The following is a 12,677-nucleotide window of genomic DNA, read 5'->3' as shown; positions in this document are numbered from 1 at the left end:
GCGCCGAGCCAGCTCGGGTTGGCGCCGTGGCGATCGATCGCCTCGCGCACAGTGACCCGACAGGCCCGCCACACCGGCAAGGCCGCCACGACAGCCGGCGCCAACAGGCCTGCCAACATCTGCGTGGTCCAAACCCAGGCGGGCGGCACGGTGCTGCTCAGCGAGAAGTTCAACAGCCTGGCCACCGAAAGCGCAAAGCCACGCGAGCCGGCATAGGCCATCGGCATCGCCAGCGCCAACGATGCCAAACCGATGGCCGCCACCAGCAGCAGGTACATCGCCGCCAACTGTCCGGTGCGCGCGCCGAGTGTCTTCATGACGCCGATCTCGCGCACTTGGCGAGCCAACAACGCAGCGAGGTTGTTGGCCACCAGCACGCCACTCAAGACCAGTGCCATCGCGCTGAAGGCCAGCAGCAGGAACAGGATGGTCGTCATCTGCCGCTGGTGCGGATGCTGTCGCGGTGGCGGCACGCGCACTTCGCTGACCGGCACGCCTTGCCGCTGCAGGTCTTCACCCAGTGCGGTGGCGGCGGCCTGCACTGCCGCCATGGTTTCGGGCACGCCTTGGAACCGCACTCGCAATTCGTGCAGCCGCCCGTCTTCGCCCAAGGCCTTGAATGTCTCGCGCGACAAGTAGGCATRACCCATTCGTTCCTGCCACGCCGGCGCCAGGCCCGGGTCGTGCACCAGGCCACTCACCGGCACCTCGGCCAAGACTCCGTTCGGCGTCATCAGTTGCAGCCGGCCGCCCACATCGGCGCCGAGCACGCTTGTGGCCGTGCGTTCGAGCATCACGCCGCCGGTGGGTGGCAGCGCCGAGCCGGCCTCCAGCGTGAAGCGGCTCAGGCGCAGGCCGCTGAACTCGTCGACGACGAACAGCAGCAGCGGCCGCCAGTCGTTGCCGACGCGAGCCCGCGCCAGGATCACGTCCCGCGCTTCGGCGCTGGCCACTGTGGGGTGGCGGCGAGCCAGCGCCAGCACGGCGGCATCCACGTCGCCGGGCAGTTCCAGCGTCGCGTGGGCCGGCTCGGTGCGCAGATAGTTGGCCTCGATCTCGTGCGTCAGCACTGCATAGGCGCCCAACACCGCGCCGAACGCACCCAGGCTGACGGCCACCGCCATCAGCATCAAGGCGAATCGGCCCCGCTCGGCCTGCAGGTCGCGCCAGAGTTTTTGCCAGCGGCTCGGCCAGGTTCGGCTCATCGCACCCTCACTTCAATCGTTGGCATGGCCGGCGTGAACTGGAACTGCAGCTTGTCGAAGCTCGGCATGCCCGAGCGCCAGCTCAGCGCCCAGCCGTTGGAAAAGCCCAGCGGTTCGGCGGGCAGGCGCAACAGGTTGTGGTCCAGCGTGCCGTTGTCGTTTTCGTCATGGAAGACGATGACCGCGTAGCGGCCCGGCGCCACGTCGCTCCATTGCAAGAGCGCTTCGCTGGCGTGGATCTCGGCGCTGATGGTCTGGCGGCCGGGGCCGAACACGTCGTCGCCTTCGGCAAACAGCTTTGCCACCGCGTGCCCGTGCTCGTGGGCGAAGCCGGTGGTGTGCACCGTCAGCGTACCGGTGTCGGGGGCCGCCAGCGCCGGCATCGCTGCAGACAGGGCCGCGACCAGAAGCAGTGAACACTCATGCATGGCGCAGTTCCCTCACCGCAAGGGTCGCCGGGCGCCGGGCCTCGTTGCCGACGACACGTCCGTCGGCCAGGGTCACGACGCGGTCGGCCACGGCGCTGATGTCGCGCTCGTGAGTCACCATCAGCACCGACTTGCCCTGCCGAGCCAGTGACGCCAGCAGCGCCAGCACCGCGTCTGCGGTGTGCGTGTCGAGGTTGCCGGTGGGCTCGTCGGCCACGATCAACAACGGGTCGTTGGCCATCGCGCGGGCGATCGCCGCGCGCTGCTGCTGCCCACCGGACAAGGCCGACGGCAGCTTGTGCGCCTGCTCGGCAATGCCCACCTGCTCCAGCAGCTGCAGCCCGCGCTGGCGCGCCTCGGGGCCGGCCAACGTGCCGCAGAAGTCCATCGGCAGGGTGATGTTCTCCAGCACGGTCAAGGTCGGCAGCAGCTGGAAGAACTGGAACACCACGCCCAGGTGGCGGCCGCGCCAGGTGGCAAGCTGGCTTTCGTCGAGCAGGTGCACGGCCTGGCCGCCCACATGCACTTCGCCGCCCGTGGAGCGGTCGATTCCGGCAACCAGGTTGATGAGGGTGGACTTGCCGCTGCCCGACTTGCCGACGATGGCGATGAACTCGCCAGCCGGCAAGGTCAGCGTGACGTTGTCCAGCGCGGGCGTGCCGCCATCGGGGCCGGGGTACACCTTGCTGAGCGCGCGCAGTTCAATCATGGGACGGTCGTTCTATAGTGGACACGTGTCCATCTTCGTGGGCCGTGCCCACGCGGCCCAAGCACAGCAGCTGCTTGGCCGTCCGCTACTGGACACGAACCGCGCTGCTGTCCAGGAACGCCATGCCATCTCGTGCCCCGTCTTCACCGTCCACCACCCCGGCCGACGACCGCCGCAGCGTGCGCACGCGAGATGCGTTGCTCGAGGCGCTGTTGATGCTGATCATCGAGCGCGGCTGGGACGCGATCGCGGTGCAGGATCTGTGCGAGCGGGCCAACATCGGCCGCTCGACCTTCTACACGCACTACCCGAACAAGGACGCGCTGCTGGTCGGCTCGCTGGACGAGTTGCGCGCTGCGTTGCGGCAGTCCGCCGTGGCTGGGCGTGCTGATGGCAATTCGGGTGACTTCGGTTTCGCGCTGGGCCTGATCGAGCACGCCCATGAGCAGCGGCGCCTGTTCAGGGCGCTGGTCGGCCGACGCAGTGGCTATGTGGTGCAGCAGCGCTTCAAGGAGATGGTGATCAAGCTGGTGGGCGAAGAATTACCGGCCGGTGACGCCACAGGGTTGCCGCGGGCAGCCGCGCAACGCTGGATCGCCGGCGCCTTCGTCGAGCTGCTGGGCTGGTGGATCGAGCAGCGCAGCCTGCTGCCGCCCGCAGAGCTGGCTGCGATGTTCGAGGCGCTGGCGCGGCCGGTTTGGCTGGCCTTGGAGGCACCGCAGGTGGGGGGGCAGCATGTCAGCTGACCGTATTCGATGGCCCGCGTTACGCGGTGGATTGCTGGCCTTGCTGGCGGCGGCGTTGTTCGGTGTCAGCACGCCGCTGGTCCAGCGCTTTGGTGTTGGCATCGGCCCATTCGAGACGGCAGCGCTGCTTTACGCCGGCGCGGCCATCGTCGGCGCGCTGTCGAGGCGGCCCGCCGACCGCGAGGCGCGGTTGGCCCGCGGCGACGCTGGACGCGTGCTGGCCATGGCTTGTTTCGGCGCGGTGCTGGGCCCTGTCGCGCTGGCGTGGGGGCTGCAGCGCACCAGCGGCACCAGTGCATCGCTGATGTTGACGCTGGAAGCCGCCTTCACCGCATTGCTGGCCTGGCGGCAGTACGGGGAGACGATGGATCGGCGGGTGTGGGCCGCGATGCTGCTGCTGGTGACCGGTGGCGCCGTGCTGGTGCTCGACCAGGCCCGCAGCGCCCAGGCGCAGCCGTGGGGCTTGTTGGCGGTGCTGCTGGCGACGGCGGCCTGGGGCGTGGACAACACGCTGTCGCGCGCGCTCGCTGAGCGCGATCCCAGCCAGGTGGTGATGGCCAAGGCGACTCTCGGGGCGAGTGCGTCGGCAGCCCTCGGCTGGGCAACGGGTGAAGCGTTGCCTGCTGCGATTCCCGCGTTGGCGTTGCTGCTCGTTGGCGCCACCGGCTATGGCTTGAGTCTGCGCTTCTACCTGTTGGCGCAACGGGCCTTCGGCGCGGCGCGCACCGGGTCGGTCTTCGCCTTTGCGCCATTCATCGGCGCTGGCTTGGCCGTGTTGCTGGGGGACCGCTCCGCCGGATGGTTGATGGCGGGCGGGGGGGCGTTGATGATGGCCGGCGTCGTGCTGCACCTGGCTGAATCGCACGCGCATGAGCACGAGCACGACGCACTGGAGCACGAACATGCGCACCGCCACGACGATGGCCATCACGACCACGTGCATGCCGAGTGGCCGGTGGGTGAGCACAGCCATCGGCACTCGCACGCCGCGGTGCGCCACTCACATCCCCACGTGCCTGACGTTCACCACGGGCACCGGCACTGATGCCGCGCCGGCGGCCGTGACGAGGATGTCAGCGCTTGCCTTGAGGGCTGCTGATGACGCCCTCTACCGCGTCGCGAACCGGTGCGGAGACCGCCTTGCCGAGTGACTCGGCAATGCCTTCGTCCTGCACCTGGTCGGGATCGATTGGCTGGCCGTAGGAAGACGTGTCGTTGTCGCCATCGTCGGGTGGTGGCGTGCCTTTGCCGATGGCTTCGCGTTCGGGCCAATCGGCATCGATCGGTGCAGCGTCGTCGGCGTGTTCCACATCGCTTTCACGGGTCAGTGCGTCGTCGATCGGCGTGTTGGTTGCCGGGTTGGGTCGGGTCTCTCGGTTCATGACGAGCCTCCAATGCCGCAAGTAGCGGCGACGCATTGATGATGCGGGGCGGCGTGGGAGATTGCCGCCCGAAGGCAGCGTGAACTGGCGTAGGTCGCCGCCTACTTCTGCTTCGGGGGGATGGCGGCTCAGCCGCGCACGCTGCCCGGTGGCACCAGCCCGCGGCGCGGGATCGGGGTCGAGAAGACGATCGAGGTGCGCGTCTCGCCGTAGCTGTTGATCGAGGCGAGAAAACGCTCCAGGTCTTCGAGGTCGCGCGTCACCACCGTCATCAGGTACGAATCGGCCCCGGCGACGTGATGGCACTCCAGCACCTCGGCCGCGCGGCGCAGCTTGTCGATGAAGGCCYTCTTGCCGGGCTGTAGCACGGTGATGCCGACGATGGCCCGCACGCTGTAGCCGGCCAGTGCAGCGTCCAGCTCGGCGCTGACCGAGCGCACCACGCCCGCGTCCATCATCCGCTTCAGGCGCTCGACCGTGGCCGGCACCGACAAGCCGGCCGCAGCAGCCAGCGTCTTTAGCGGGGCTCGCCCGTCCTGTTGCAGCGCGAGCAGCAACTGCCAGGCCTTTGCATCGAGTGACAAGGTGTCGGGCATCGGGGCATCCAGCAAGCGCCACCTCGGCGCGGCAGCCGATTGTCGCGCTGCGCCGTCAGGCGAGAAGCTGCTTTGGCCTGAAAAATAGAAAGCCTTCCGACGATTCACCTGATCCGGCTTCTGGCCGTGGCGGCGTGGGCCCCGGAAAATTCCGTCCATGGAAACGCCGTCACCCGTCCTCGTATTGYTTGCCCAATCGCTGCTGATCGGCCTGTCGATCGCCGCGCCGGTGGKCCAGATCGGCGTGCTTGCGATCCAGCGCACGCTGGACCATGGCCGCGCTGCTGGTCTGGCCACCGGCCTGGGTGCGGCTTTTGCAGACGCGGTGTACGGCGCGATCGGCGCTTTTGGCGTCACCGGGCTGATCGCCTGGCTGTTGGGGCTGAAGCTGTGGCTCGGGCTGTTCGGCGGCGCGTTCCTGCTGTGGCTGGCCTGGCGCATCGCCACCAAGCCGCCGGTGCGCCGGGGCGAGGGCCACGCGCCGCCCGGCACCTTGCTGCGCTTCGTCTCCGGCACCTTCGTGCTGACGCTGTCCAACCCCACCACGATCTTGTCGTTCATGGCGGTGTTCGGTGCATTGGCCGGCCGCGCGCCCGCGGCGTCGCCCTGGGCGATGGTGTCCGGCGTGCTGGTGGGCTCGGCTCTGTGGTGGCTGGTGTTGGCCGGTGTCGTCGGACTGCTGCGCGACCGCTTCGACGAGCGTTGGCAACGCGCCGTCAACTGGTGCTCGGCCAGCTTGCTGGCCGGCCTGGCGGTGTGGCAGCTGGCGCAGATAGCTTCTTGAAACCTTTGAAAGGATTTTGCTCATGCCCACCCATGTCCAGGCGAGCCACCGCATCGTGATCGATGCGCCCGTGGCCCAGGCTTTCATGTTCTTCACGCCGGCTGGCGAGGAGTTGTGGGTCGATGGCTGGCAGCCGAGCTACCTGAACCCGCCCGATGGCCGCACCGAGGCTGGCATGGTCTTCACCACCGGTGAGGGCGCCGAGCACACGATCTGGCTGATGGCCGATTTCGACCGTGAACAGCACCGCTCGCGCTACCTTCGCTGCACGCCGGGTTCACGCACCGGCACGGTCGAAGTGCGCTGCCGCGCGCTCGACGCAACGCGCACCGAAGTGGAGGTCAGCTATGCGTTGACGGCGTTGAGCCCAGCCGGTGCCGAGGTGTTGCAGGCTTTCGAGGGCGAGCGCTTCGCCGCAATGATCGACGGCTGGCAGAACGAGATCGCGACGCGGCTGCCGATGTTGCTGACGAAGCAGGTGCGCTGACCTCAGTCAGCGCGTCGACGAGAAATCCGGCCCGCTGAGCAGCGACTGCAGCTGCTGCCGCTTCATCTTCAGGTAGTCCGCCGCGTCCATCTCGTGCAACTGGCGTGGATAGCGCTCGGTGGCGGCAAACCAGCTGCGCAGGCGCTTGTCGGCCCRCTGCTCGGCCGGCGCGGCCTCGGCGGCCAGAAAGGCTTCGATCGCGAGGAAGTAGCGCATCGCGTTGCGTTCGGCCACGCCTTGAATGCCGGCCACGTAGACCGGCTGGCCCTCGGCGTCCTGGCGCACGACGCTGAAGCCGACCTTGTTGCGGCCCGAGGTCGCCAGGTAGGCCCGCGTGGCCAGACGGGCCGACAGGCCGTTGGCGTACGAGTACGACATGTGGATGAAGCTGCGCCGCGCGTCGACAGGCACGGCTTCAAGCGTCAACTGGTAGTTGCTGGTGCCGAGCGGGCCCTCGGGCGCGTGGATCTGGACCGACAGATAGTCCGGCTGCGCTGCACGGACCGTGTAGTCGAAGTCGACCCGGAAGGCGTCTTTCAGCGGCTGCTCGACCTTCTTGCCGATCGCCACCTGCAGCTTCTGCCGGCCATTGTCAGCGGCCACTTCGCAGCGCTTGACGTTGAGCTGCAGCATCAGCACGTCGCACCAATGCGCCGGCTGCTGGAAGGCGTTGCCGACCATCCCGAATGCATGGTCGACCACGGCGTACACATCCCCTTGAGGTTGTTCTGCCGACGAATTGGCCTGCAACACCATCGGGCGCTGGAAAGGGCTCTGCGCCAGCGCGTTTTGCAGGTTGCCGTGCTGCGCCTGCAAGGCCTGCGCGTTTTGCGCCGAAGCGCCGCCAGGGGCCGTCGCGAACGCAGCCAGAGCGACCAACCAGGAAGAGCAGAAACGCGTCATGAGCACAGCTTAGGCAGTGCGAAATCGCACGCTGGTCGGCCTAGCGCCCGACGCCTTGTCGGACGATGGCTTGCCACCCGTGCAGGCTTTCACGATGCGGCCGTTTGTACCGCGTGGCGACCGCCTCGCATACCTAGAATCCGACCCCTTCCAGACCCTATTTGCTGTGCGGGCTGGCATGACAACGAGGAAGGCCGCGTGAGCTACGTCATTCAAATCTGGGAACAGCCCGCCGATGTGGCGCTGCCGGCCAATCCGAAGGCGGTGTGGCCGATGCTGGACCAGTTGCTCAAGCGCTCGCCTGGCCTCAACCCGAAATACATCGAACTGGCGCGTCAGTTGATGGCGCTGTACCCTGCGGCCGACGAGTCCGCCGGGCAGGGCGAGGTCTGGCTCGACGGCCGGGCCGACGGCGGCGGCGACGACCTGGTCTGGAACCTCGGTTTGTGCAGCGGCGGCCAGCTCGACAAGATTCTCACGGCGGTGGTGGTGCGTGCCAACGCACTGGGCTTGAACGTGGCCGACGAGCAGATGGGCCGGGTCTTTCTGGCCCGGTCGGCCCCGCCGGCGGCGAGAGCGCGAGCCCCTGTCGACGAGACGCCGACCGAGCCGGCGCCACTCGAGTCGCTGCCGGCACGGGCCTACATCCGACCGATGGGCCGCTGAAGAAGCCTTGGACGCAGGCGCTCGATTGCGTTAGTCTGCGCCCGCGCGGCGCCGCTTTGCGCGCCGCACCCGGAGGCAAACCATGCGTCGAACGATCTATGGGGCCCTGCTGATCGGTGTCACGGCGGTCACCTTGGCCGGCGGCTGCGCCGGCACGCCGGGTACCAAGTCAAAGATGAGCTTCTTCGTCACCAGTGCGAACCCCGGCAAAGGGGGCGACCTGGGCGGGCTGGATGGCGCCGACAAGTACTGCCAGAAGCTCGGTGCCGCCGCCGGTGCGGCCCACCGCACCTGGCACGCCTACCTGAGCAAGCAGCCGCTGAACGGCGAGGCGGGCATCAACGCACGCGACCGGATCGGCAAGGGGCCTTGGACGAACGCCAAGGGCGACCTCGTCGCCATCAGCGTGGACGACCTGCACAGTGCCGGCAACATGCTGAGCAAGCAGAGGTCGCTCACCGAAACCGGTGCGAGCATCAATGGCCGCGGCGACACGCCTAACCAGCACGATATGCTGACTGGTTCACAGCCCGACGGCACCTTCATCGCCGGCGACGTGAACACCACCTGCAGCAACTGGACCGTGGGCGACGACAGCGCCAAGGCCATGGTCGGCCACCACGACCGCACCGGCCTGGACGACAGCGTGCCCGCCAAGTCCTGGAACTCATCGCACCTGACCCGCGGCTGCAGCCCGGACGCGCTGAAGGCCACCGGCGGCGCGGGCTTGTTCTACTGCTTCGCGGTGGATTGACCGAGCGGGCTCAAGCCCGCTCGAAGTCGATGAAGCGCTGATCGACGTCGACGCCGCTGAGCTTGACGCGCAGCGTGTCACCCACGTCCAGCCCTTCGAAGCCACGCACCACGCGACCTTCGACCAGCGGCGAGACGATGCGAACGAATGTGCCCTTGGGCGTGGCGCCGGTGACGATGGCGTCGAAGCCCTCGCCGATGCGGTCGTGCAGCAGGTAGGCGGCGGCTGCCTTCAGCACGCGGCGTTCGACGGTCGAGGCGCTGTCTTCCTGCGTCGTGCACTGCTGCGCGATCACCGTCAGCTCGTCGATCGTGTAGGGCGGCGGTTGGCGCGCCAGCGAGGCCTTCAGCAGCCGCTGGGTCACCAGGTCGACGTAGCGGCGGTTGGGGGCGGTGGAATGCGCGTAGTCATTGACCGCCAGGCCGAAGTGGCCGGGCACAGGGGTGTCTGCCGAGGCGGCGGCGTAGGCGCCTGAGCCCAGCAGCTTGACGACCGACAGCGACAGCTCTTCGAACTCGGCCGGCACGGCTTGCCGGCGAGCGGTGAGGAACAGGTCCAGTGCCAGGGCGTCCGGTGTCGGTGGCAGGCTGGCGCCATGCTCGGCGGCCAGCTTGATCAGGCGGTCCCAGCGTTTGGGCTCTTGCAGCACGCGGCGCAACGAGGGTTGGCCATGTTCGGCCAGGTAGCGCGCGGTGGCGCCGTTGGCCGCGATCATCAGGTCGGCGATCAAATCCTTGGCGCGGTTCTTCCGGTCGGCCCGCAGGTCGACCAACTGGCCGTCGACGAACACCGGCCGTGCCTGCGCCGTCATCACGTTCAGGGCACCGCGCCGGGTGCGCCAGTGCCGCAACGAGCGCGCCACCCGGTCGTGCAGATGCAGTTGGGCCTGCAAGGCCGGGCTTTGGGCGACCAGCGGCGGTGCTTCGGCCTGGCCGTCCAGCCAGGCGGCGACGGCGTCGTAGGCCAGTTTGGCCTGGTTGTTGACCACGGCGCGCAACAGCTCTGCGCGCGTGACGGCACCGTCGCCGTCGATGGTCATCTCGACCACCACTGCCAGCCGTTCACGGCCCTCGTGCAGCGAGGTGAGGTCGTTCGACAGCAAGGTGGGCAGCATCGGGAACACGCCAGCGGCCGTGTAGACCGAGGTGGTGTTGACGGCAGCGTGCGCATCGATGGCGCCGCCCTGGCGCACCATCGTGTCGACATCGGCCACCGCCACGGCCAGCAGCACCTGGCCGTCGGGCTGTTCCTCGGCCCAGCTCAGTTGGTCCAGGTCCTGGGTGTCGTCGTTGTCGATCGAGAACCACAGGCGCTGGCGCAGGTCGCGGATGTCGGCGCCGCGCTCCAGGCCCTGTGCGGCCAGGTGATGGGCGCTGGCTTGCACCTCGCGCAGCACCTCGGGCCCGAAGTCGGGCTGCAGGCCGTGGGTTTGCATCTCGAGGGCGGCGATCCGGGCGAGTTCAGCGGCATCCATGGTCGGGCTTTGGCTGGCGGGGCATCAGGGCAGGGCCGATTCTGACGCCTGTGCCTGGCTTCAGGCCTGGATCGCGAGTTGCTCGGCGAAGAACTGCTGCGCCAGCGCCGTCGCGGGGCCCGGGCCCTGCCCGTGCGGCAGCCCCTGCAACATCGTCAGTCGCGTGTTGGCACCGACGCCGAGCAGCGCGCGGTGCAGCACGCGCAAACGGTCGACCCGGTTGGAGCGCAGGCGATCGGCCTCGACGGGCCAATGGCTGCTCGGCGGTTGCTCGCGGATCTCCCAGGTTTCGGTATCGCCATCACTGACGACCAGCTGGATCGGCACGTTGCGCAGCTGCGCCAGGTTGAACGGGAGGCCGAACACGTTTTCGAGATCGCGCACCCCCGCCCACCAATCGACCCCCTCGTCGGGCAGTGTGACCATCCCCGGCGCGCCGACCGACACGGCGCGCAGCCGGTCGGGGTGCAGCAGCAGGTAGCGGTGGACGAACTGGGCGCCGCCCGAGTAGCCCTGCAGAAAGAAATGCGCGCTTTCGCAGCCGGTGCGGCGTGCCGCCTCGTCGATCATCCCGTGCAACAGCAGGTCGTAGCGCAGGTCTTGTTCGCGCAGGAACTTGTAGCCGTCGACCTGGCCATCGCCCAGCACATTGCGCGGAAACAGCGGTGCCAGTACCACCAGGCCGTGGGTCTCGGCGAACGAGGCAAACCGCTCGGCGCAGATCAGGTGGTTGCGCGTGCTGTCGTGCACGGTCACCAGCAGGCCCGGCGGCGAACTGTCCGGCGGTCGCTCGGGCACGAACAGGGCGAAAACAAAGCGGCTGTCCGCTGGGTGGGCGAAGGTGGCGACCGGTCCGTTCAAGGGTGGGGAAGATTTGTTGTTGTCCGGCGCCAGGGGCAAACGGCGCGCCTACGAAGGGCGCAGGCCAGCCTCCAGCTCGGCGTCCGACAGGTGCGCCACCACCTGCTCCAGCACCGCGCGGGCGGCGGCCACCTGGCGCGTGCCCAGCCGCTCGGCCAGGCCTTGCTCGAACATGGCGTGGAAGCGCCGGGCTTCCTCGATCGCTCGGCGGCCGCGGGCCGTCAGCAGCAGCTGCTTGACGCGGCGGTCGTGCGGGTCGTCCTGGCGTTCGACATAGCCTTTGGCGACCATGTCGTCGACCACCTTCAGCGCCCCGGGCGACGAGATGCCCAGGCGCTCGGCCACGTCGCGCAGGCTGGCAGGGCGGGCCAGCAGCAGACGAAAGACATAGCCGAACGAAGGGCCCAGGTCGGTGAAGCCGGCTTCGACCAGGTGCCGGTGCAACTGCAGCTTGAAGGCGCCGAAGGATACGTTCAGCAGCACGCCGAAGTCGAGCGGCTCGTCCGCGGCATCCGAAGAAAGGGATGGGCTTGACATTGATTCACCAAGGTTAATAAACTGCGGTGAATCAATTATCGCAGGAGAGCCCGCATGCCATTCATTGACCACGCCGAGGCGCCGCGTTTCGAGCTGCACGGGGTGTCGTTCACCGGCCTGGCTTCGCCCAGCCGGGGCGCCAGTGAAACAGCGGTCTGGCTGGTGACGCTGCCACCCGGCGCCGAGGGCGTGCCGCACCAGTTGACGCGCGAAGAGGTGTTCGTCGCGATCGAGGGTGCGGCCCTTGCCCAGGTCGACGGCCAGACCCACGAGCTGCGGCCGGGCTGCGCGCTGGTGGTGCCGGCGCACGTCGATTTCTGCCTCGCCAACCCCTACGACGCGCCGTTCCGCACGGTGGCCGTGCTGCCGGTGGGCGGCCAGGCGATGATGGCGGGCAGCCCGCCGTTCACGCCGCCCTGGGCGCAGTGACACCAGCTTGCCGGGTTGTATCAGCTGGTGCCGAAGCGCGCCCTGAAGTCGCTCGGCGAGACCTTCAGCTGCGACTGGAAAGCGACGCGCATCGCCTCATCCGAAGCGAAACCGCAGCGCTCCGCAATGCGGGGTATCGACAGCCTCGAGTCGGTCAGCCAGCGCCGCGCGGCGTCGATGCGCAGCAGGCGCACGTGGCGCGCCGGCGTCGTCTGCATGACCGCCTGAAACGCGCGGGCGAAGTTGCGCGGGCTCATTGCCGCCCGCTCGGCCAACGCCGGCACCGACAGGTCGCTGGCCAGGTGGCCGGCGATCCAGTGCAACAGCGGTGCGAAACGTTGCGGGTCGTCAGCCGCCGATTCGGCCGCCAGCTGGGCGCTGTACTGTGACTGGCCGCCCGGCCGCTTCATGAAGACGACCAGGCCGCGCGCGACCTCCAGCGCCACGGCGCGGCCGAGATCGGCCTCGACCAGCGACAAGGCGTAGTCGATGCCAGCCGAGATGCCGGCCGAGCTGTGGATGCCGCCGGCGCTGACGTAGAGCGCGTCGCGTTCGAGCGGCACGCCGGGGAAGGCCGCTTCGAATTCGTCGAAGTGGGCCCAGTGCGTGGTGGCGCGCTGGCCGTCCAGCAGGCCGGTGGCGGCCAGCATGAAGGCGCCGGTGCAGATCGAGCCGACGCGGGGCACCCGTTCGCACAGGGCGTGCAGCTCCTTCAC

At 68.6% G+C, this 12,677-nt stretch carries 17 protein-coding genes; 7 read left to right on the top strand and 10 right to left on the bottom strand.

Annotated features, from left to right (window positions below):
• From AC1DYI_RS14950 to AC1DYI_RS14940, 3 genes are all read right to left on the bottom strand, one after another.
• Positions 1-1,205, bottom strand: a 1,205-nt coding sequence (locus AC1DYI_RS14950) for an ABC transporter permease (protein WP_477204916.1), incomplete at its 3' end; no start/stop codon positions are given.
• On the bottom strand, positions 1,202-1,633 hold the full coding sequence (locus tag AC1DYI_RS14945; RefSeq protein WP_477204915.1) for a DUF2141 domain-containing protein: 432 nt from the start codon (positions 1,631-1,633) through the stop codon (positions 1,202-1,204). The genes AC1DYI_RS14950 and AC1DYI_RS14945, both read right to left, overlap by 4 nt.
• Positions 1,626-2,342 carry an ABC transporter ATP-binding protein gene (locus AC1DYI_RS14940; protein ID WP_477204914.1) on the bottom strand — a complete coding sequence of 239 codons (717 nt, stop codon included), beginning with the start codon at positions 2,340-2,342 and terminating at the stop codon, positions 1,626-1,628. Before AC1DYI_RS14940 ends, AC1DYI_RS14945 begins: the two co-directional genes overlap by 8 nt.
• Before the next feature lie 122 nt (positions 2,343-2,464).
• On the opposite strand from AC1DYI_RS14940, the gene AC1DYI_RS14935 reads away from it, so the two are divergent.
• Together AC1DYI_RS14935 and AC1DYI_RS14930 are read left to right on the top strand one after the other, a co-directional pair.
• Positions 2,465-3,088 (top strand): TetR/AcrR family transcriptional regulator, encoded by a 624-nt coding sequence (locus AC1DYI_RS14935; protein ID WP_477204913.1) that lies wholly within the window; start codon positions 2,465-2,467, stop codon positions 3,086-3,088.
• Positions 3,078-4,133, top strand: a complete 1,056-nt coding sequence (locus AC1DYI_RS14930) for a DMT family transporter (protein ID WP_477204912.1) — start codon at positions 3,078-3,080, stop codon at positions 4,131-4,133. Before AC1DYI_RS14935 ends, AC1DYI_RS14930 begins: the two co-directional genes overlap by 11 nt.
• 28 nt (positions 4,134-4,161) lie before the next feature.
• On the opposite strand, the gene AC1DYI_RS14925 is transcribed toward AC1DYI_RS14930, so the two are convergent.
• On the bottom strand, positions 4,162-4,470 hold the full coding sequence (locus tag AC1DYI_RS14925; RefSeq protein ID WP_477204911.1) for a hypothetical protein: 309 nt from the start codon (positions 4,468-4,470) through the stop codon (positions 4,162-4,164).
• Between the two features lie 128 nt (positions 4,471-4,598).
• Complete coding sequence (locus tag AC1DYI_RS14920; protein WP_477204910.1) at positions 4,599-5,066, bottom strand: Lrp/AsnC family transcriptional regulator; 468 nt, start codon at positions 5,064-5,066, stop codon at positions 4,599-4,601.
• Between the two features lie 157 nt (positions 5,067-5,223).
• Between AC1DYI_RS14920 and AC1DYI_RS14915 the strand changes: the two genes are divergently transcribed.
• Both AC1DYI_RS14915 and AC1DYI_RS14910 read left to right on the top strand, forming a co-directional pair.
• Positions 5,224-5,850 carry a LysE/ArgO family amino acid transporter gene (locus tag AC1DYI_RS14915; protein ID WP_477204909.1) on the top strand — a complete coding sequence of 209 codons (627 nt, stop codon included), beginning with the start codon at positions 5,224-5,226 and terminating at the stop codon, positions 5,848-5,850.
• A gap of 22 nt (positions 5,851-5,872) precedes the next feature.
• Positions 5,873-6,337 carry an SRPBCC family protein gene (locus AC1DYI_RS14910; protein WP_477204908.1) on the top strand — a complete coding sequence of 155 codons (465 nt, stop codon included), beginning with the start codon at positions 5,873-5,875 and terminating at the stop codon, positions 6,335-6,337.
• 6 nt (positions 6,338-6,343) lie between these two features.
• Here the strand turns inward: AC1DYI_RS14910 and AC1DYI_RS14905 are convergent, their stop codons facing one another.
• Positions 6,344-7,240 (bottom strand): hypothetical protein, encoded by an 897-nt coding sequence (locus tag AC1DYI_RS14905; RefSeq protein ID WP_477204907.1) that lies wholly within the window; start codon positions 7,238-7,240, stop codon positions 6,344-6,346.
• Positions 7,241-7,438: 198 nt separating this feature from the next.
• Here AC1DYI_RS14905 and AC1DYI_RS14900 point away from each other — a divergent pair, with 198 nt between their 5' ends.
• Entirely contained in the window at positions 7,439-7,906 is a 468-nt protein-coding gene (locus AC1DYI_RS14900; protein WP_477204906.1) for a hypothetical protein, read from the top strand.
• An 82-nt stretch (positions 7,907-7,988) separates the two neighbouring features.
• Complete coding sequence (locus AC1DYI_RS14895) at positions 7,989-8,660, top strand: hypothetical protein (RefSeq protein WP_477204905.1); 672 nt, start codon at positions 7,989-7,991, stop codon at positions 8,658-8,660.
• Between the two features lie 10 nt (positions 8,661-8,670).
• On the opposite strand, the gene AC1DYI_RS14890 is transcribed toward AC1DYI_RS14895, so the two are convergent.
• The 3 genes from AC1DYI_RS14890 to AC1DYI_RS14880 are packed head-to-tail and all read right to left on the bottom strand — an operon-like array spanning position 8,671 to position 11,532.
• Positions 8,671-10,134 carry an RNB domain-containing ribonuclease gene (locus AC1DYI_RS14890; protein ID WP_477204904.1) on the bottom strand — a complete coding sequence of 488 codons (1,464 nt, stop codon included), beginning with the start codon at positions 10,132-10,134 and terminating at the stop codon, positions 8,671-8,673.
• A gap of 60 nt (positions 10,135-10,194) precedes the next feature.
• A complete protein-coding gene (locus tag AC1DYI_RS14885; protein ID WP_477204903.1) occupies positions 10,195-10,995 on the bottom strand; it encodes an alpha/beta hydrolase family protein in 801 nt (266 codons plus the stop codon).
• Positions 10,996-11,043: 48 nt separating this feature from the next.
• A complete protein-coding gene (locus tag AC1DYI_RS14880; RefSeq protein ID WP_477204902.1) occupies positions 11,044-11,532 on the bottom strand; it encodes a MarR family winged helix-turn-helix transcriptional regulator in 489 nt (162 codons plus the stop codon).
• A 54-nt stretch (positions 11,533-11,586) separates the two neighbouring features.
• Here AC1DYI_RS14880 and AC1DYI_RS14875 point away from each other — a divergent pair, with 54 nt between their 5' ends.
• Entirely contained in the window at positions 11,587-11,961 is a 375-nt protein-coding gene (locus tag AC1DYI_RS14875) for a cupin domain-containing protein (protein ID WP_477204901.1), read from the top strand.
• 20 nt (positions 11,962-11,981) lie between these two features.
• On the opposite strand, the gene AC1DYI_RS14870 is transcribed toward AC1DYI_RS14875, so the two are convergent.
• The coding region (locus AC1DYI_RS14870) for a GlxA family transcriptional regulator (RefSeq protein WP_477204900.1) at positions 11,982-12,677 on the bottom strand (696 nt) is incomplete at its 5' end.

It is taken from the genome of Ideonella sp. P3_A4 (assembly GCF_056403075.1).
This window is presented reverse-complemented; position numbering and strand designations above follow the sequence as displayed.

Coding starts and splice junctions, on each gene's coding strand:
- AC1DYI_RS14945 (WP_477204915.1), bottom strand. CDS start 1,633: ATGCATGAGTGTTCACTGCTTCTGGTCGCGGCCCTGTCTGCAGCGATG.
- AC1DYI_RS14940 (WP_477204914.1), bottom strand. CDS start 2,342: ATGATTGAACTGCGCGCGCTCAGCAAGGTGTACCCCGGCCCCGATGGC.
- AC1DYI_RS14935 (WP_477204913.1), top strand. CDS start 2,465: ATGCCATCTCGTGCCCCGTCTTCACCGTCCACCACCCCGGCCGACGAC.
- AC1DYI_RS14930 (WP_477204912.1), top strand. CDS start 3,078: ATGTCAGCTGACCGTATTCGATGGCCCGCGTTACGCGGTGGATTGCTG.
- AC1DYI_RS14925 (WP_477204911.1), bottom strand. CDS start 4,470: ATGAACCGAGAGACCCGACCCAACCCGGCAACCAACACGCCGATCGAC.
- AC1DYI_RS14910 (WP_477204908.1), top strand. CDS start 5,873: ATGCCCACCCATGTCCAGGCGAGCCACCGCATCGTGATCGATGCGCCC.
- AC1DYI_RS14895 (WP_477204905.1), top strand. CDS start 7,989: ATGCGTCGAACGATCTATGGGGCCCTGCTGATCGGTGTCACGGCGGTC.
- AC1DYI_RS14890 (WP_477204904.1), bottom strand. CDS start 10,134: ATGGATGCCGCTGAACTCGCCCGGATCGCCGCCCTCGAGATGCAAACC.
- AC1DYI_RS14880 (WP_477204902.1), bottom strand. CDS start 11,532: ATGTCAAGCCCATCCCTTTCTTCGGATGCCGCGGACGAGCCGCTCGAC.
- AC1DYI_RS14875 (WP_477204901.1), top strand. CDS start 11,587: ATGCCATTCATTGACCACGCCGAGGCGCCGCGTTTCGAGCTGCACGGG.